At 69.6% G+C, this 16,255-nt stretch carries 18 protein-coding genes; 9 read left to right on the top strand and 9 right to left on the bottom strand.

Annotation, left to right across the window (positions count from 1 at the left end):
* Window positions 1-4: 4 nt before the first annotated feature.
* From TSH20_RS20740 to exbB, 3 genes are read right to left on the bottom strand one after another with little or no spacing between them, the layout of a single operon-like run.
* A complete protein-coding gene (locus tag TSH20_RS20740; RefSeq protein WP_109076479.1) occupies window positions 5-844 on the bottom strand; it encodes an energy transducer TonB in 840 nt (279 codons plus the stop codon).
* The gene (exbD, locus tag TSH20_RS20735) at window positions 841-1,272 is read right to left on the bottom strand and encodes a TonB system transport protein ExbD (protein WP_109076478.1); all 432 of its coding nucleotides are present in this window, start codon (window positions 1,270-1,272) and stop codon (window positions 841-843) included. Before exbD ends, TSH20_RS20740 begins: the two co-directional genes overlap by 4 nt.
* A gap of 5 nt (window positions 1,273-1,277) precedes the next feature.
* Entirely contained in the window at window positions 1,278-2,111 is an 834-nt protein-coding gene (gene exbB, locus TSH20_RS20730; RefSeq protein ID WP_247871561.1) for a tonB-system energizer ExbB, read from the bottom strand.
* Between the two features lie 381 nt (window positions 2,112-2,492).
* Between exbB and TSH20_RS20725 the strand changes: the two genes are divergently transcribed.
* From TSH20_RS20725 to TSH20_RS20715, 3 genes are read left to right on the top strand one after another with little or no spacing between them, the layout of a single operon-like run.
* Window positions 2,493-2,747, top strand: coding sequence for a hypothetical protein (locus TSH20_RS20725; RefSeq protein WP_109076477.1), 255 nt, complete (start codon window positions 2,493-2,495; stop codon window positions 2,745-2,747).
* A 53-nt stretch (window positions 2,748-2,800) separates the two neighbouring features.
* Window positions 2,801-3,592, top strand: a complete 792-nt coding sequence (locus TSH20_RS20720; protein ID WP_109076476.1) for an SDR family NAD(P)-dependent oxidoreductase — start codon at window positions 2,801-2,803, stop codon at window positions 3,590-3,592.
* Window positions 3,589-4,035, top strand: coding sequence for a nuclear transport factor 2 family protein (locus tag TSH20_RS20715; protein WP_109076475.1), 447 nt, complete (start codon window positions 3,589-3,591; stop codon window positions 4,033-4,035). Before TSH20_RS20720 ends, TSH20_RS20715 begins: the two co-directional genes overlap by 4 nt.
* Here the strand turns inward: TSH20_RS20715 and TSH20_RS20710 are convergent.
* From TSH20_RS20710 to TSH20_RS20695, 4 genes are read right to left on the bottom strand one after another with little or no spacing between them, the layout of a single operon-like run.
* Complete coding sequence (locus TSH20_RS20710) at window positions 3,998-4,525, bottom strand: DUF3833 domain-containing protein (protein WP_109076474.1); 528 nt, start codon at window positions 4,523-4,525, stop codon at window positions 3,998-4,000. The genes TSH20_RS20715 and TSH20_RS20710 overlap by 38 nt on opposite strands.
* 17 nt (window positions 4,526-4,542) lie before the next feature.
* The gene (locus TSH20_RS20705) at window positions 4,543-5,805 is read right to left on the bottom strand and encodes a cyclopropane-fatty-acyl-phospholipid synthase family protein (RefSeq protein ID WP_109076473.1); all 1,263 of its coding nucleotides are present in this window, start codon (window positions 5,803-5,805) and stop codon (window positions 4,543-4,545) included.
* Complete coding sequence (locus TSH20_RS20700) at window positions 5,802-6,800, bottom strand: DUF1365 domain-containing protein (RefSeq protein WP_109076472.1); 999 nt, start codon at window positions 6,798-6,800, stop codon at window positions 5,802-5,804. The genes TSH20_RS20705 and TSH20_RS20700 overlap by 4 nt, the downstream gene beginning before the upstream one ends.
* A complete protein-coding gene (locus TSH20_RS20695; protein WP_109076471.1) occupies window positions 6,800-8,191 on the bottom strand; it encodes an FAD-dependent oxidoreductase in 1,392 nt (463 codons plus the stop codon). Before TSH20_RS20695 ends, TSH20_RS20700 begins: the two co-directional genes overlap by 1 nt.
* A 216-nt stretch (window positions 8,192-8,407) precedes the next feature.
* Between TSH20_RS20695 and TSH20_RS20690 the strand changes: the two genes are divergently transcribed.
* Window positions 8,408-9,082, top strand: a complete 675-nt coding sequence (locus tag TSH20_RS20690) for a sigma-70 family RNA polymerase sigma factor (RefSeq protein WP_109076470.1) — start codon at window positions 8,408-8,410, stop codon at window positions 9,080-9,082.
* Complete coding sequence (locus TSH20_RS20685) at window positions 9,079-9,795, top strand: ChrR family anti-sigma-E factor (protein WP_109076469.1); 717 nt, start codon at window positions 9,079-9,081, stop codon at window positions 9,793-9,795. The genes TSH20_RS20690 and TSH20_RS20685 overlap by 4 nt, the downstream gene beginning before the upstream one ends.
* Window positions 9,796-9,835: 40 nt before the next feature.
* Here TSH20_RS20685 and TSH20_RS20680 read toward each other — a convergent pair whose 3' ends face one another.
* On the bottom strand, window positions 9,836-10,528 hold the full coding sequence (locus tag TSH20_RS20680; RefSeq protein WP_109076468.1) for a hypothetical protein: 693 nt from the start codon (window positions 10,526-10,528) through the stop codon (window positions 9,836-9,838).
* 123 nt (window positions 10,529-10,651) lie between these two features.
* Window positions 10,652-11,674, bottom strand: coding sequence for a DUF4118 domain-containing protein (locus TSH20_RS20675; protein ID WP_109076467.1), 1,023 nt, complete (start codon window positions 11,672-11,674; stop codon window positions 10,652-10,654).
* 306 nt (window positions 11,675-11,980) lie between these two features.
* Here TSH20_RS20675 and TSH20_RS20670 point away from each other — a divergent pair, with 306 nt between their 5' ends.
* The 4 genes from TSH20_RS20670 to TSH20_RS20655 all read left to right on the top strand — a co-directional run bounded on the left by TSH20_RS20670 (window position 11,981) and on the right by TSH20_RS20655 (window position 16,223).
* Window positions 11,981-13,015 carry an amino acid ABC transporter substrate-binding protein gene (locus TSH20_RS20670; protein WP_109076466.1) on the top strand — a complete coding sequence of 345 codons (1,035 nt, stop codon included), beginning with the start codon at window positions 11,981-11,983 and terminating at the stop codon, window positions 13,013-13,015.
* A gap of 102 nt (window positions 13,016-13,117) precedes the next feature.
* Window positions 13,118-14,275 carry an amino acid ABC transporter permease gene (locus tag TSH20_RS20665; RefSeq protein WP_109076465.1) on the top strand — a complete coding sequence of 386 codons (1,158 nt, stop codon included), beginning with the start codon at window positions 13,118-13,120 and terminating at the stop codon, window positions 14,273-14,275.
* The gene (locus TSH20_RS20660; RefSeq protein ID WP_109076464.1) at window positions 14,272-15,459 is read left to right on the top strand and encodes an amino acid ABC transporter permease; all 1,188 of its coding nucleotides are present in this window, start codon (window positions 14,272-14,274) and stop codon (window positions 15,457-15,459) included. The genes TSH20_RS20665 and TSH20_RS20660 overlap by 4 nt, the downstream gene beginning before the upstream one ends.
* Before the next feature lie 20 nt (window positions 15,460-15,479).
* Window positions 15,480-16,223 (top strand): amino acid ABC transporter ATP-binding protein, encoded by a 744-nt coding sequence (locus TSH20_RS20655; protein ID WP_109076463.1) that lies wholly within the window; start codon window positions 15,480-15,482, stop codon window positions 16,221-16,223.
* Window positions 16,224-16,255: the final 32 nt, after the last annotated feature.

The following is a 16,255-nucleotide window of genomic DNA, read 5'->3' as shown; positions in this document are numbered from 1 at the left end:
AGAGTCAGCGGATGAAGAACTGGACCGGGACCACCAGTTCGATGCGGTCCTTCGCCATCTCCTCCGGCGGGGCCGGCAGGGGGGAGGCGCGGCGGACCATCTCCACCGTCTCCTCGTCCAGCGACGGCACGCCGGAACTGCGGTCGAGCCGGACCGACAGCACATTCCCGTCGCGGTCGATGGTGAAGCGGACCTGGGCGACCCCTTCCTGCCGGCGGGCCTGGGCGGCGCGCGGATAGCGCTTGTGCCGTTCCAGATGGCTCAGCAGCCGTCCCTGCCAGCTCGGCACCGCCCGGCTGGGCGCGGCCGACGGGGCCGGTGCCGCCGGTGCGGGAGCCGGAGCAGGCGCCGGCGGAGCGGCCACAGGGGCCGGCTGCACCGGCTGGGCCACCGGCCGGGGCGGCTTCGGCTTCTCCAGTTTGGGCTTTTCCGGTTTGGGTTTCGGCTTCGGCGGTTCAGGCGGCGGCTTTGGCAACACCACTTCCGGCTCGACCACGGGGGGCGGTTCCGGTGGCGGCGGTTCCTCGACCACCGGTTCGGGCTCCGGCGGCGGTTCGGGTTCGATCACCGGCTCCGGCATCGGTTCCGGCAGGGGAATGTCGATGGCCGGCGTCGGCTCCGGCGGCGCCACCGGCAGCGGCGCCAGTTCCAGCAGCACGGCCGGCGGATCGGCTTCCGACGGCGTGATCGGCACATGCCAGGCGACCATCGCCACGCCGGCCGCAGCATGGACGCCCAAGGCCAGCATCAGGCTGCCGCCCCAGCGGAAAGCCCCGCGCGCCGGACGCTCCGCCCCGTCGGCGGACCATCCCCCCACTGCTTCCTGGTCGAAGGCCGCACTCATGGCGCCGGCGCCGCTTCCAGCCCGACGAGGCCGATCTTCAGGTAACCGGCGGCGCGCAGGCTGTTCATCACCTCGGTCAGGGCGCCGTAATCGACGGTCTTGTCGGCGCGCAGGAAGACGCGCTGGGTCTTGTCGCCATGGGTGGCGGCGTCCAGCGCCGCGCCCAGGGCCTCTCTGGTCGTCGTGGTCTCGCCCAGCGACAGCGTCTTGTCGGCCTGGATGGTCAGGAACAGCGGCTTGTCCGGCCGCGGCGTCGGCGTGGCGGTGGAGGCCGGCAGGTCGACCGGCACATCCACCGTCGCCAGCGGGGCCGCGACCATGAAGATGATCAGCAGGACGAGGACGACGTCGATGAAGGGCGTGACGTTGATCTCATGGGTTTCGGTCAGATCGTCGTCGCTGCCGCTGGAGCCGAGGCGCGCACCCATCGCCGTCACTCCGCCGCGCGGGAATTGCTGTGGGGACGCGGCAGCGCATGGCGGTCGATGTCGCGGCTCAGCAGGCGCAGCACCGCCGCCGACGCGTCGGTCAGCTGCGCCTTGTGGCCGCCGATGGCGCGGCTGCAGGCGTTGTAGACCACCACCGCCGGGATGGCGGCGACGAGGCCGATGGCGGTGGCCAGCAGCGCCTCGGCAATGCCCGGCGCCACCACGGCGAGGTTGGTGGTCTGCGCCTTCGAGATGCCGATGAAGCTGGTCATGATGCCCCACACCGTGCCGAACAGGCCGATGAAGGGGCCGGTCGAGCCGATGGTGGCGAGGATGCCGGTGCCGCGCGCCATGCGCCGGCCGGCCGCCGACTCGATCCGCTCCAGCCGCGAGGCGGCGCGGTCCATCAGCCCGTCGCGCGACGGCGCATCGGCCGACAGGTGGGTCTCGGCGACCACGGCGCGGACCAGCGCCGCGGCGGTGCCCTGGCTGAAGCCGACCCGCTCCGCCGCCTGCGACAGCGAGCGTGACTCCTCCAGCATCGCCAATGCCGAGCGCGCCTTGCGCCTGGCCGACGACAGCTCCACCGTCTTGGCGATGGCGATGGTCCAGGTGACGAGCGAGGCGAGCGCCAGCCCCACCATCACCGCCTGCACCACCGGGCTGGCGGTGACGAACATGCCCCAGGGCGACAGGTCGTGCGGCAGCGAGGCGAGAGCCGCGGCAGCCGCGTCCGGAACGGCGGCCTCCTGTGCATGGGCGATGGTGCCGGCCATCAAAGTCCCGGCACCGGCAAGTGCGGCGGCCAGCGCAGGACGGTGGCGAAACGATGTCGGCATGGCGGTCCAACTCCCCCTCGGCGCGTGTCCGGCACGCGCGCTGCAAAAATCAAAAACCAAAAATCCCGACGGCACTCCGGCGCTATGCTCCGGAGCGGATACCCCGACGCGGTTATAATGCGAATGAGTCTCACTCGCACTGAAAATCGACCGCTGCCGCCGGGGAAACTTGCATTTTTGTGGGAATTCGCCGCCCTAAGTCCGTGGTTTCGCTGGCCCTGCGAACAGTCTCGGGCGCCGCAACCGCCATCGCGGCCAAGTGCGAATAAGTCTCACTACCATCATTTGGCCCCGCTGTCGTCGGGAATCTCGACGCCCTGCAACCTTCCGTCGCTCCCGCCGGTTGAACGGGCCGTCGAGACAGCGCCAAGGAGAGAGCCGATGACCCAGGTTTCGGTTGTGGAGGAAAAGGGCAGTTTCCGGCTGGTGGCCTGCGACGGCCGCTTCGCCGTGGTGGAGGCGCGGGCGGGACAGGTGTTCGGCCTGCCGGATGACGCGGAGGGTGGCCGCGACGGCGCCCCGGACAGTCCCAACGGCATCGCGTCCGTCGCCCGCTGGACCGGCGAGGACGAGGCCCGCGCCCTGATGCGCGACCTGTCGGAGCGTGGCGACCAGTTGGCCCGCCGCATCTGGTGATCCGTCGGAACTCCGGCCGCGTATCGCCGTGGGTATAGTGTGCGGAGCGCGTCATGGATGGGATTGGCGGTGAGGCGGAGAGCGGGTCGAACGGCAAGCCGCCCGGCATCACCTGGATCACCGGCGCCAGCAGCGGCATCGGCCGGGCGCTGGCGATCCATCTCGCCGACGGCGGGGCGCGGGTGGCGCTCTCCGCCCGCTCGGTCGAGGATCTGACGTCAACAGTGCAGCACAGCCCGGATCGCATGCGCCTGTTCGCGCTGGACGTCACCGACCGCGTCGCCACCACCGCCACCGTCGCCGCCATCGAACGCTGGTTCGGTCCCATCGACCGGGCGGTGCTGAACGCCGGCACCCACATCCCGATGTCGCTGGAGGATTTCTCCGCCGACACCGCCCGCCGGCTGATGGAGGTCAACTATATGGGCGTGGTCCATGGGCTGGAGGCTCTGCTGCCGCGGATGCGGGCGCGCGGGCGCGGACAGGTGGCGGTGGTCGCCTCCGTCGCCGGGTACCGCGGCCTGCCGACGGCGGCGGCCTATGGCCCTACCAAGGCGGCGCTGATCAACCTGTGCGAATCGCTGAAGCCCGACTGCGACCGCGCCGGGATCAGGCTGCAGCTGGTCTGCCCCGGCTTCATCGACACGCCGCTGACCGCCCGCAACCCCTTCCCCATGCCGGACCTGATGCCGGTGGAGGACGCCGCCCGCCAGCTGGCCGACGAGATGGAGGGCGACGGCTTCGAAATCACCTTCCCCAAGCGCTTCACCCGCAAGCTGAAGCTGGCGCGCTGCCTGCCCTATCGGCTTTACTTCCCGCTGGTGCGCAAGGCGACCGGAACATGACGGATGATCCCCGACGGCACGGGCTGGACGCCTGGGTCGATTTCTTCGAGACGCTCAGCGTCGAAGCGCTCGACCGGCTGCCGGCGCTGACCGTGCCGGAGGTGCGCTTTCGCGACCCCTTCAACGACGCCCATGGTCGGGACGCGGTGCGGGCGGCGCTGCTCCACACGCTGAATGGCTGCCGCGATCTGCGCTTCACCGTCACCCATCGGCTGTTCGCACCCGATCTGGCGATCCTGCGCTGGCGGTTCCAGGCGACGGTGACCGGCATCGGCCGGATGGATGTGATCGGCACCAGCGAGGTGCGGCAAGCCCCCGACGGCCGGGTCGCCGAACACATCGACCATTGGGATTCCGGCGAGCATGTCTATCTGCGCCTGCCGCTGCTGGGCGCCCCGCTCCGCCTCATTCGGCGGCGGCTGGGCGCTGCTCCGCCGGATTGACGGCGCCGGGCTGGACCAGCCGGCCTTCGGGCAGGAAGAACAGGCTGACCGTGCCGATCCACAGGCCCCAGCGATAGACGTTGGCGCGGTTGATCAGCGCATCGCCCGGCTGCAGCCACATCCAGTCGTCGAACCGCACGCGCCAGCGGTCGCCGCCGACCTTCAGCGCCATCTCATAGGTCCAGTTCAGCGCGTTGCCGGCCGACCGCCCCACCGCCGTGCCGATCACGTCGTCGGCCCGCCCCTCATAGGATCCCTCGGCAGTTCTGACGATGCGCCAGACCCGGCGGTCGGTCTCGTCGTCGGCATAGACGAAGCGTTCGTCCAGCACCAGCTCCCGCCCGTCCCACTGCCCGTCGATGGCGACGGTGAAGCTGCGGCGCAACGTGCCGAACCGGTCCTCGAACACGCCCCAGGCATGGGTGCGCCCGGCAAAATAGCGCTCGATCCGCAATTCGGGCGTGTTGCCGGCGAAATCCCCGATCTTCATCGCGAGTGGCCCTCCGCTTACGGCTTGCGAAAGCGCCAGAGCCCGACATCGATGGTCCCGGCGCGGAACCCGGCCTCGCAATAGGCGAGGTAATAGTCCCACAGCCGGCGGAACCGGTCGTCGAAGCCCATCACCGCCACCTGCGGCCCAGCCTCCAGGAAGCGCCGCCGCCACTCCGCGCAGGTCCGGGCATAGGAGTCGCCGAACGTCTCCACATGCTCCACCACCAGCCCGGCCCGCTCCGCCTCGGCATGCAGGGCCGACGGGCAGGGCAGCATGCCGCCAGGGAAGATGTGGCGCTGGATGAAGTCGCAGCCGCGGCGGTAGCGCGGGAAGCGGGCGTCGTCGATGGTGATCGCCTGCACCACCGCCGCCCCGCCGGGAACCAAGCGGTCGCGCAGGGCGGCGAAATAGCGCGGCCAATGCTCCTCCCCCACCGCCTCGATCATCTCGATGGAGACGATGCGGTCGAAGCTTCCGCCGGCGTCGCGATAGTCCATCAGCCGCAGATCGACTTGGCCCGCCAGCCCGGCCCGCTCCAGCCGCGCACGGGCGAAGGCCAGCTGCTCCGCCGACAGGGTCAGCCCGACCACCGAGGCGCCGCGGCGGCCGGCCAGATGTTCGGCCATCCCGCCCCAGCCGCAGCCGATCTCCAGCACCCGGTCGCCGGGCCGGAGTTGCAGCAGCTCGGCGACGCGGGCGATCTTGACCTCCTGCGCGTCCTCCAGGCTCTGGACCTCCCGCTCGTACAGGGCGGAGGAATAGGTCATGCCGGGATCGAGCCACAGCCGGTAGAAGTCGTTGCCCAGGTCATAGTGGAAGGCGATGTTGCGGCGGCTGCCGCGGCGGGAGTTGGCGCGGCTGCGGTGGAACAGGCGGTTGGCCGCCGCCGCCGCGACCGTGCCCCTGAAACCTCCTTTTTTGGCCCCGCCACCGATCGCAGCCTCGTTGCGGATCGCCAGTTCGATCAGCGCCGGCAAATCGCCGCTGCGCCACAGCCCGTCGCCATAGGCCTCGGCCATACCGACCGCGCCGCCCAGCATCAGCCGCCGCGCCGCGGCATCGTCGAGCAGCGTCAGGTCGGCCCGCGGCCCCTCGGCCGGATCGCCGACGCACATCGTCCGCCCGTCGGGCAGGCGCAAGCTCAGCTCGCCCCGGCGGATGCCGCCGGCCATCCTCACCAGGGCGCCGGTCCACAGGTCGCGTCCGGTCACCAGCCGCAGCCACCGGGGTTGACGTCGAGGCGCGGTCGCAGCGATGTCGGTAGCGATGTCGGTCATGAATGGCCTTCTCGGAAACGGTCAGCAACGACGATATCTTTCACGACGGTCACCGGCTGCGCCGGGGCCGGCGGGCGTGGGCGGATCGCCAGCCCCTTGCGCCACAGGTGCAGCGCCTCCCAATGGATGCCGGCGACCACCTTGGCGGTCATCAGCGGGTGGCGGGCCCAGGCGCGCAGGATGGCGCCGTCGGTCAGCTCCACCCGCCTCAATGTCAGCGACGCGTGCAGCACCGGCCCCCCGGCGTCGGTCTGGCGGATGGACACCGCCATCGACTCCCCCGCATCGCCCATGGGCGGGCGGATGCGGAAGTGATAGGCGGTCTCCATGTCCATGAAGGGCGAGACGTAGAAGCGCTTGTCGCAACTCTGGCGCACCAGCCCGTCCGGTCCGGGCGCCGCCGGGATCAGATAGGCGTGGCGCTGACCGAAGGTGTTGGACACCTCATGGATGATGGCGGCGAGCGTCCCGTCCCGGCGGTGGCAGAACCAGACGCAGAGCGGATTGAAGACGAAGCCCAGCACCCGCGGGAAACACAGCAGGCGGATCGGCCCGCCCCCTTCGATCCCGGCGGCGGCAAGCTGGTCTTCGGCCCAAGCCTTGAGCCCCCAACTCTCCCTCTCCCCCCCGGGGAGAGGGTCGGGGTGAGGGGGATGCATGGGGAGGATTCCGTGGAAGCGGGGAGTGCGCGACTCTTGAAGATCCTCGCTATGCGTCCCCCTCACCCTAACCCTCTCCCCGGGGGGGAGAGGGGATCCATTCTCGGTGGGGAGAGGCTCCACACCACCCAACGGCCCGAAATCGCGGTCTCGGAACCCGATCAGCCCGAAGCGGTTGTGGGCGAACAGCCGCAGTTCGCGGTCCAGCCGGGGAAGCTCGTCCAGATCGGCCAGCAGGCTGAACACCCGGTAGGACAGGCGGTGCCGCACCGGCTTCACCCGGTGGTGCATCACCGTGCCGACATAGAGGCCGGAGGCGAAGCGGGGCGCCTCCATCACGCGGTCTCCAGCTCTGCGCCACGGATTGCCGGCACCGGTCCCACATGGATGCGGCCCGACGGGTTCGGCACCGTCCAGGGCCGGCGCACGCCGCCCAGCGCCTCCGCCACCGCCAGCCCGGCCTGCGCCCCGTCCTCGTGGAAGCCGGCGCCGAAATAGGACCCGGCGAACCAGGTCCGCCGCCGGCCCTGCAGGCTCCACAGCTGCCGTTGCGCCGCCAGCGCCTCCATCCCGAAGATCGGGTGGTCGTAGAGCACGCTGCGCAGGATGCTGCCCTCGCGCGGCGGGCGGATGGGGTTCAGCGTGACGAACAGGTCGCGCTCGCGCGGCAGAAAGCCCTGCAGCCGGTTCATCCAATAGGTGACGCACAGGGCGTCCTGACCTCCATCTTGGCCGCCGTCTCCCCGCTCGGCCAGATAATTCCAGCTCGACCACACCGCGCGGCGCTTAGGCATCAGGGCGGGGTCGCTGTGCAGGATGGCGAGGTTGCGCTCATAGCCGAAGGCGCCCAGCAGCCGGCGCTCCTCACCGCCGGCATCCTCCAGCAGGGCCAGCGCCTGATCGGCATGGGTGGCGATCACGACATGGTCGTGGGCGCGCACCTCGCCGCGCCGGTCGCGCAGCAGGACGCGGCCCTCCTCGCGGACGATGCCCTCCACCGCGCAGTTCAGACGCAGGGCGTCGGGCATGTCGGCCAGGATGCGGCCGACATAGCTGCGGCTGCCGCCCTCCACCGTGCGCCAGACCGGCCGGCCCTTGAGCTTCAGCAGGCCATGGTTGTCGCAGAAGCGGATGAAGGCGGCGGCGGGATGGCCGCGCATCGACTCCGCCGGGCTGGACCAGATGGCGGCGGCCATCGGCAGCAGATGGTCGCGGATGAAGGCGTCGGAATAACCGCCGCGGTCCAGCACGTCGCCCAACGTCAGCGTCTCCGCAGCCGGGCCTTGCTGCAACTCTGCCAGAAGGCCCGGCGCTTCGCGGTAGAAGCGCAGAATGTCGGCGATCATCCGCCAGAAGCGTGGGCGCAGCAGGTTGCGTTTCTGCGCGAACAGGGCGGCGGGCGTGCCGGCATACTCCACCCGCCCGCCGTCCAGCGAGGCGGAAAAGCTCATGTCCGTCGCCCGCGTCGGCACGCCCAGATGGTCGAACAGGGCGACCAGATTGGGATAGCAGGGCTCGTTGTAGACGATGAAGCCGGTATCGACCGGGCCGGCGCCGTCAGCCTCCACCGTGTTGGCATGGCCGCCCGGCCGGTCCTCCTTCTCATAGAGGGTGACGCGGTGCGCCTTCGACAGCAGCCAGGCCGCCGACAGCCCGGCGATGCCGGAGCCGACCACCGCGATGTCGAGCGGAGCCGGCGAGGTGTGGTCGGGCGGAGAAAGCGGCATGGGGGCGGTCCTTGGGGATCTTGTCGGGGCCGGATCTTGTCGGGGGGCTGGCGGTGCGTCGACCCGGAGCCTAACCCGAAATGGGTAGGTCCGGCTTGTGATCGGGATACGGTCACAAATCGTCATTGGATCATCGCCACGCCCACGCTTTACCGCCAGCCCCGAAAAGACGGGATCGGCGGTGATCCGAAGCACAGGCTGCGGCGTATCCTGGCCATGATCGCCCAATTGGCCTCCCTTCTGACGCATGCCGCCGGAGCCGACCGGACGCCGGATCCCAAAAGGATCGGACAGGGCGCCCGCGTGTCGGCCAAACCGGCGGTGGCCGATCCGGCCGCCGCAAGGCTGGCGGCGGACCAGTCGGCCGATCTGGTCGCGGTGGCGGCGGGCGACCGGGCGGCCTTCGCCCGGCTGTTCGCCCACTTCGCCCCGCGGGTGAAGGCCTACATGCTGAAGCTGGGGATGCCGGCGCAGCGGGCGGAGGATCTGGCGCAGGACACCATGCTGTCGGTGTGGCGCAAGGCCTCGCTCTACGACCCGGCGAAGGCGGAGGCGGCGACCTGGGTCTTCACCATCGCCCGCAACCTGCGCATCGACATGCTGCGCCGCGAACGCCATCCGGAGGTGTCGGACGACGAGCTGCTGGAGCATGAGGACGACCGCCCCCGCGCCGACGAGGTGCTGGACGGCGACCGCCGCGCCCGCCGCCTGCGCGGCGCGCTGGCCTCGCTGACGCCGGAACAGGCGGAGGTGGTGCAGCTGTCCTTCTTCGCCGACCTCGCCCACCCGGCCATCGCCGAACGGCTGGACGTTCCCTTGGGCACCGTGAAATCGCGCCTGCGTCTGGCCATGGCCAAGATCCGCAAGGCGCTGGGAGACGACGACCGATGACCGCCCGACAACCCGCCGCCCGCCAGCTTTTCCTGCCGAATCACCACCCCAGCGACGCCCTGCTGGTGGCCTATGGCGCGGGCAGCCTGGGAGAAGGGCTGTCGCTGGCCGTCGCCGTCCACCTCGCCCATTGCCCGGACTGCCGCGCCACCCTGGCGGAGGTGGAGGCGCTGGGCGGCGCCCTGCTGGAGGATCTGCCGCCGGCCCCGCTGGAAAGCCTGTCCCTGGCCGCCACCCTCGACCGCCTGGAGCGGGAGGAGGCGCCGGGCAACCCCTGCAAGGCCATGCGGATACGGCCGCGATGCAGCCGCCCCGCCGGCCCGGCCGCCGCGTCCCTTCCGGGTCCGCTGCGCTCCTATGTGCCCTCCCTGGAGACACTGTCCTGGCAACGGCTGGCTCCCGGCGTGCGGCGGGTGGAGTTGCTGCCGCGCACGTCGTCGGGCGGCGCGGCCCAGCTTCTGCGCATCGCCCCCGGCACCGCCCTGCCCCATCACGGCCATGGCGGGCTGGAGCTGACCGTGGTGCTGAGCGGCCATTTCGCCGACGAACTCGGCCGCTACGGCCCCGGCGATCTGGCGGAGGTCGATGGCGACACCAACCACCAGCCCATCGCCGACAGCCACCGCGACTGCATCTGCCTGATCGCGACGGACGCGCCGCTGCGCTTCACCGGCCTGATGGGCCGGCTGATGCAGCCCTTCATCGGGCTATAGGGTGGGGGCTATAGGGTGGGGGCTATAGGCTGCGGGCTGCCTACAGCAGATCCTTGAACAGCAGCTGCGCCGGCGGTTCCTTGTCCTTGCCCCGCTTGCGCGCCTTCCCCTTCGCCTTTTCCTTCGCCACGTCGGGTGGCAGTTCGGCTGCCGGTTCGGCCGGCGCTTGGGCTGCTGCTTCGGGCTGCTCCACCGGCAATTCCGGTGCGGCCATCGGCGGTTCCGGCGCCGCCTGCGCGGCCGGTTCCTGAGCGACGGGTTCCGCCACGACCGGTTCCGGCGCCGTCACCGATTCGGCCACCACCTCGGCCACCGGCTCCACCGGCTGTGCGGCTTCGGGCGCCGCCTCCACCTTTTCCTTCTTCTTCCGGGCCGGCCGGCGCGGCGCGACGCCGACGCCTTCCTTGGCGCGCTGCTTGGCCTTGTCGCGGGCCTGCGCCTCCGGAGCCTCGGGGTTGTCGGTCAGCCATTTGCGGCGCTTGATGACCTCGTTCACCCGGCCCTGGTTCACGCCCAGCTGGAAGGCGATCTCCTGCTGGGTCATGTTTGTGGTCTCGTGCAGGTGCAGGATCTCGGCGGCCAGCTCCGGCGTCATCTTGCGCCCGGTCAGGCGCCGGGCCGGACGGACGGAGCGCTGGGAGCGGTCGCGCGCCCTCAGGGACTCAAGGATCTCCAGCGCGGCCGTGTTGCCCGCCGCCTTCAGCGCGTCCTCGAATTCCTTCAGCGTCGCCATAAGTCCCCCTCCTGCTGTCGTCGGCCCGTCCCCTGCCGGTCCCCGCAGCAACCGGCAGGATCACAGATAGTTCGCCGTCTGGCGATGGAAAAGCCACCATGGATGTCGGGGCAAGCATGGCGGTCAGGCCGGAAAGCGCAACTCGATCCGCGTGCCGCTGCCGCCGGTCGCGCCATAGCTCAACTCGCCGGACAGCTGGGCGGCGAGGCTTTGGATGATCTTCCAGCCCAGGCTGGGCAGGCGCTGCACGTCGAAGCCGTCCGGCAGGCCGATGCCGTCGTCCATCACCAGCAGATGCAGTTGGTCCGGCTGGCCCGGCACCGCGCGCAGGTCGATGGTCACGGTGCCGCCATCCTCGGCGAAGGCGTGTTTCAGGCTGTTGGTCAGCGCCTCCACGATCAGCATGGCCAGCGCCAGCAGCCGTTCAGGCGACTTGGGCGCGGCCTGCACCGTCACGCGGCAGTCGATGCCGGGGACGCCGGCCGCCTTCAGCATGTCGCGGCACAGCCCCTCGACCTGGCTGCCGAAATCGTCGCCGGAGCGCGGGTCGTGCAGGCGCCGGTGCACCTGCGCCATGGTGTGCAGCCGCCGCCCCGCCTCCTCCAGCGCCGCCAGCGCCCCTTCCGGCGTATGGCCGACGGTCCGCCGCTGCAAATCCAACAGGGCGGAGACGAACTGCATGTTGTTGGCGACGCGGTGCTGCAGCTCGTGGAACATGGTGGTCTGCGCCTCCAGCAGGGAGGCGGTGCGGCCGCGCTCCTCCTGCAGGCGGGCCAGCGTCATCTGCATGCCGTGGATCAGCGCGATGTCCACCGCAACCACCACCGCATAGAAGGCCAGCGCCAGCCCGACCGATCCATCCAGCCCGAAACTGTCGAAGGGCGGGATGAAGAAATACCAGGCGGCCAGCCCCGACAGCACCGCCGTCACCACCCCCGGCCCCAGCCCGGCCATGAAGGTGGTCAGGATCACCGCCGGGAAGAAGGTGAGATAGGGAAAGCCGGACGGCAGGGTGTTGTCGACCAGCTGGCGCAGCAGCAGGGCGGTGGCGAAGGTCAGCAAGGCCATGCCATAGCGGGCCACCGGGCCGCGCGACAGCAGCGAGAAGCGCGCGAACAATTGCCAGACCGGCCGATCGGACCCCATCGACGTCACTTCCCCCAATTCCCTGCACTGCCATATCACCGGCACTCATCGCTTGTAGGGCCGGCGGGCAACCTGCGCACGTGAAATATCGGGCCGAAGGCGTGACCATCTAAGGGCGAGGCCCGGCCGCGGGGTTCGCAGGTCAGTCGGCCGATTTGTCCAAAGCTGTTCACAATTCCGCCACATCCGTTCATGCCGGGCGGGCACTTTGTTCAATCCACGGAGCGATTGTGACCTTGCGCGGCGGCCGGGACCTCCCCTGCCCCGGCGCCCTCGAAACGAATAAGGCTGAAGGAGCCCCGCCCCGTGAAGACCCGTCTGAGCGCGCTCGCCATCGCGGCCACCCTGTCCGTCTCCGCCCTTGCCCTCTCCGGTACGGCCCAGGCCGGCGCCACCTTCGACGGCGTGAAGCAGAAGGGCTATGTCCAGTGCGGCGTCAACCTGGGCCTGTACGGCTTCTCCTCACCCGACGACAAGGGCAAGTGGTCGGGCCTTGACGTCGACATGTGCCGCGCCGTCGCCGCCGCGATGTTCGGCGATGCCGAAAAGGTGAAGTACACCCCGCTGTCGGCGCAGCAGCGCCTGCCGGCGCTGCAGTCGGGCGAGATCGACATCCTCGCCCGCAACACCACCCGCACCCTGACCCGCGACACCGCCAACGGCCTCAACTTCGGCCCGACCAACTATTTCGACGGCCAGGGCTTCATGGTGTCGGCCAAGCTGGGCCTGAAGAGCGCCAAGCAGCTGAACGGCGCCACCGTCTGCGTCCTGCCCGGCACCACCACCGAACAGAACGTGTCGGATTACTTCCGCGCCAACAAGATGACCTTCAAGCCGGTCGTCATCGAGAAGAACGAGGAGCTGAACAAGGCCTTCTTCGCCGGCCGTTGCGACGCCCTGACCTCCGACGCCTCGCAGCTGGCCGCCATCCGCGCCGCCGAAGTGCAGAACCCCAACGACTACGTCATCCTGCCCGAGCTGATCTCGAAGGAGCCGCTGTCCCCGGCCGTCCGCCAGGGCGACGAGGAGTGGATGAACCTGGTCATCTGGTCCTTCTACGCCATGGTCCAGGCCGAGGAGAAGGGCCTGACGTCGGAGACCGTCGACGCCGCCATGACCTCCCCCGATCCGGACGTGAAGCGCCTGCTGGGCGTCACCGCCGGCAACGGCAAGGCGCTGGGCGTCGAGGAGAACTGGGCCTTCAACATCATCAAGCAGGTCGGCAACTACGCCCAGAGCTTCGAGCGCAACGTCGGCGCCGGCTCCAAGCTGAAGATGCCGCGCGGCCAGAACGCCCTCTACACCGAAGGCGGCCTGATGTACGCCCCGCCGATGAAGTAAGGCCGCGTATTGCCCCCACCCTATCCCTCCCCTGCGAAGCGGGGGAGGGTCGGGGTGGGGGCAAGTGTCCGCCTGCCTCACTCCCCCGCACGGAGCAACACCATGACAAACCCGGTCCAGGCGCTGAATTCCGCGCGCGTGCGGGGGTGGCTGTATCAGGCATTGTTCCTGGCCTGCGCCCTCGCCGTCGCCTGGTATCTCGTTTCCAACACGCTGACCAACCTCGCCACCCGCGGCGTCGCCACCGGCTTCGGCTTCCTGCACCGCGAGGCCGGCTTCGAGATCGGCGAGAGCCTGCTGTCCTATTCCGCGTCCGACACCTATCTGAAGGCGCTGGTCGTCGGCCTGCTGAACACGCTGGCGGTGTCGGCCGCGGGCGTGGTGCTGGCGACCGTGCTGGGCGTGCTGATCGGCATCGCGCGGCTGTCCTCCAACTGGATGGTGAACCGCTTCGCCACCCTGTATGTCGAGACGATCCGCAATGTGCCGCTGCTGCTGCAGCTGGTGGTCTGGTACACCATCATGAACCGGCTCCCCAGCCCGCGCGAGGCGCTGGAGGTGGTGCCGGGCATCTTCCTGAGCAACCGCGGCATGAAGTTCCCGGTGCTGGTGGAGCATGCCGGCCATGGCTGGGCCCTGCTGGCGCTGATCGCGGGCATCGCCGCCGCCGTCGCCATCGTCCGCTACGGCCGCCGCCACCGCGAGACCACCGGCAAGCCCTTCCCCACCCTGCCGGCCGCCATCGCCGCGGTGCTGCTGCCGCCGGCGCTGGTGTTCCTCGCCACCGGCGCGCCGCTGGCCTTCGACGTGCCGGTGCTCTCCGGCTTCAACTTCGAGGGCGGCGGGTCGGTCACCCCGGAATTCACCGCGCTGCTGATCGGGCTGTCGGTCTACACCGCCGGCTTCATCGCCGAGATCGTGCGCTCCGGCATCCTCGCCGTGCCCCATGGCCAGACCGAGGCCGGCTTGGCGCTGGGCCTGTCGCCGGGCAAGATCCTGCGCCTCGTCATCCTGCCGCAGGCGCTGCGCGTCATCGTGCCGCCGCTGACCAGCCAGTATCTGAACCTGACCAAGAACAGCTCGCTGGCCGTCGCCATCGGCTATCCGGATCTGGTCAGCGTTTCCAACACCTCGGCCAACCAGACCGGACAGGTGGTGGAGGCGGTGGCGATGATGATGCTCGTCTATCTCATCATCAGCCTTGCGATCTCCGGCTTCATGAACTGGTACAACCGCCGCGTGGCCCTAGTGACGCGATGAGGGACCCGATGAGCAATCACTCCCCGGCCGATCAGGCCCCCATTCCCACCGGTCCCGTCGCCCCCGCCCGCTGGGCCGCCTCCTACGAGGAGGAGCCGACCCAGGCCTCCGCCCCGCCGCAGGCCAACGGCATGACGGCGCTGAAGCCCTTCGGCTGGGCCAAGGACAATCTGTTCAACACGCCGCTGAACACCGTCCTGACCCTCGCCTGCCTCGGCCTGCTGTGGCTGGTGGTGCCGCCGATGGCGAACTGGCTGCTGCTGAACGCCAGCTGGTCCGGTTCGTCGGAGGCCTGCCGCGAGGCGGCCGGCGCCTGCTGGTCGGTGATCGTGGTCAAGCACCGGCTGATCTTCTTCGGCACCTATCCCTATGACGAGCAGTGGCGTCCCTTCCTGGCCTGCGCGCTGTTCGTGGCGATGCTGGGCGCCAGCGGCGTGCGCGCCTTCTGGCGGCCCTGGCTGGCCGGCGCCTGGGCGCTGACCCTGCTCGGCATGGGCGTGCTGATGTGGGGCGGCGTCGCCGGTCTCAGCTATGTGCCGAACGACCGCTGGGGCGGTCTGCCGATCACGCTGATGCTGTCGGTCTTCTCCATCGCCATCGCCTTCCCGCTGTCGATCCTGCTGGCGCTGGGCCGCCAGTCGTCGCTGCCGGCGATCCGCACCTTCTGCGTCGGCTTCATCGAGACGATGCGCGGCGTGCCGCTGGTCAGCGTCCTGTTCATGGCGTCGGTGATGTTCCCGCTGTTCCTGCCGGAAGGCGTCACGGTGGACAAGCTGCTGCGCGCACTGGCCGGCATGACGCTGTTCACCGCCGCCTATCTGGCCGAGGCCGTGCGCGGCGGCCTGCAGGCGATCCCCAAGGGCCAGTACGAGGCCGCCGACGCGCTGGGCCTGTCCTACTGGCAGAAGACGGTTCTGATCGTCCTGCCGCAGGCGCTGCGCATCGTCATCCCGCCCATCGTCAACCAGTTCATCAGCGCCTTCAAGGACACCTCGCTGGTCACCATCGTCGGCCTGTACGACCTGCTGACCGCCGCCACCGTGGCGACGACCGACCCCGAATGGCGCCCCTACTTCGCCGAGGTCTATGTCTTCGCCGGGCTGATGTTCTGGATCTTCTGCTTCAGCATGTCGCGCTACAGCCAGTGGCTGGAGCGTCTGGCCAACCGCTACAACCGCCGCTGACCGGCTCTGGAGACCGAGCAATGACCGAGAACGCCATCATCGAACTCCGCAAGGTCGGCAAGTGGTACAACAGCTACCACGCGCTGCGCGACGTCAGCATCAGCATCGGCAAGGGCGAGAAGGTCGTCGTCTGCGGACCCTCCGGCTCGGGCAAGTCGACGATGATCCGCTGCATCAACCGGCTCGAGGCGCACCAGACCGGCCACATCATCGTCGACGGGATCGAGCTGACCGACGACGTGAAGGCGGTGGAGAAGATCCGCCGCAAGGTCGGCATGGTGTTCCAGAACTTCAACCTGTTTCCGCACCTGACCGTTCTGCAGAACCTGACGCTGGCCCCCATCTGGGTCCGCGGCATGGCGAAGTCCGAGATCGAGGAAATCGCCATGATGTACCTGAAGCGGGTGCGCATCCCCGATCAGGCGCACAAGTTCCCCGGCCAGCTGTCCGGCGGCCAGCAGCAGCGCGTCGCCATCGCCCGCGCGCTCTGCATGCGCCCCGAAATCATGCTGTTCGACGAGCCGACCTCCGCGCTGGACCCTGAAATGGTCAAGGAGGTGCTGGACGTGATGACCGAACTGGCGGGCGAGGGCATGACCATGGTCTGCGTCACCCACGAAATGGGCTTCGCCCGGCAGGTCGCCGACTCTATTGTCTTCATGGCCGAAGGCTCGATCATCGAGAGCGGGTCGCCGGCCGAATTCTTCGAGAACCCGAAAAGCGAGCGCACCCGCCAGTTCCTGGGCCAGATCCTGGAACATTGAGGCGATAGGGGGCGCGGAGAGGCGGATAAGAG

Origin of the sequence: Azospirillum sp. TSH20, from assembly GCF_003115935.1 — a bacterium.
GTDB lineage: Bacteria > Pseudomonadota > Alphaproteobacteria > Azospirillales > Azospirillaceae > Azospirillum.
This window is presented reverse-complemented; position numbering and strand designations above follow the sequence as displayed.

Excerpts from the sequence above, each read along its gene's own strand:
- TSH20_RS20740 (WP_109076479.1), bottom strand. The coding sequence starts at position 844 with ATGAGTGCGGCCTTCGACCAGGAAGCAGTGGGGGGATGGTCCGCCGAC.
- TSH20_RS20695 (WP_109076471.1), bottom strand. The coding sequence starts at position 8,191 with ATGCCGCTTTCTCCGCCCGACCACACCTCGCCGGCTCCGCTCGACATC.
- exbD (WP_109076478.1), bottom strand. The coding sequence starts at position 1,272 with ATGGGTGCGCGCCTCGGCTCCAGCGGCAGCGACGACGATCTGACCGAA.
- TSH20_RS20660 (WP_109076464.1), top strand. The coding sequence starts at position 14,272 with ATGAGGGACCCGATGAGCAATCACTCCCCGGCCGATCAGGCCCCCATT.
- TSH20_RS20725 (WP_109076477.1), top strand. The coding sequence starts at position 2,493 with ATGACCCAGGTTTCGGTTGTGGAGGAAAAGGGCAGTTTCCGGCTGGTG.
- TSH20_RS20720 (WP_109076476.1), top strand. The coding sequence starts at position 2,801 with ATGGATGGGATTGGCGGTGAGGCGGAGAGCGGGTCGAACGGCAAGCCG.
- TSH20_RS20705 (WP_109076473.1), bottom strand. The coding sequence starts at position 5,805 with ATGACCGACATCGCTACCGACATCGCTGCGACCGCGCCTCGACGTCAA.
- TSH20_RS20710 (WP_109076474.1), bottom strand. The coding sequence starts at position 4,525 with ATGAAGATCGGGGATTTCGCCGGCAACACGCCCGAATTGCGGATCGAG.
- TSH20_RS20665 (WP_109076465.1), top strand. The coding sequence starts at position 13,118 with ATGACAAACCCGGTCCAGGCGCTGAATTCCGCGCGCGTGCGGGGGTGG.
- exbB (WP_247871561.1), bottom strand. The coding sequence starts at position 2,111 with ATGCCGACATCGTTTCGCCACCGTCCTGCGCTGGCCGCCGCACTTGCC.
- TSH20_RS20680 (WP_109076468.1), bottom strand. The coding sequence starts at position 10,528 with ATGGCGACGCTGAAGGAATTCGAGGACGCGCTGAAGGCGGCGGGCAAC.
- TSH20_RS20700 (WP_109076472.1), bottom strand. The coding sequence starts at position 6,800 with ATGGAGGCGCCCCGCTTCGCCTCCGGCCTCTATGTCGGCACGGTGATG.
- TSH20_RS20675 (WP_109076467.1), bottom strand. The coding sequence starts at position 11,674 with ATGGGGTCCGATCGGCCGGTCTGGCAATTGTTCGCGCGCTTCTCGCTG.
- TSH20_RS20685 (WP_109076469.1), top strand. The coding sequence starts at position 9,079 with ATGACCGCCCGACAACCCGCCGCCCGCCAGCTTTTCCTGCCGAATCAC.
- TSH20_RS20690 (WP_109076470.1), top strand. The coding sequence starts at position 8,408 with ATGATCGCCCAATTGGCCTCCCTTCTGACGCATGCCGCCGGAGCCGAC.
- TSH20_RS20715 (WP_109076475.1), top strand. The coding sequence starts at position 3,589 with ATGACGGATGATCCCCGACGGCACGGGCTGGACGCCTGGGTCGATTTC.
- TSH20_RS20655 (WP_109076463.1), top strand. The coding sequence starts at position 15,480 with ATGACCGAGAACGCCATCATCGAACTCCGCAAGGTCGGCAAGTGGTAC.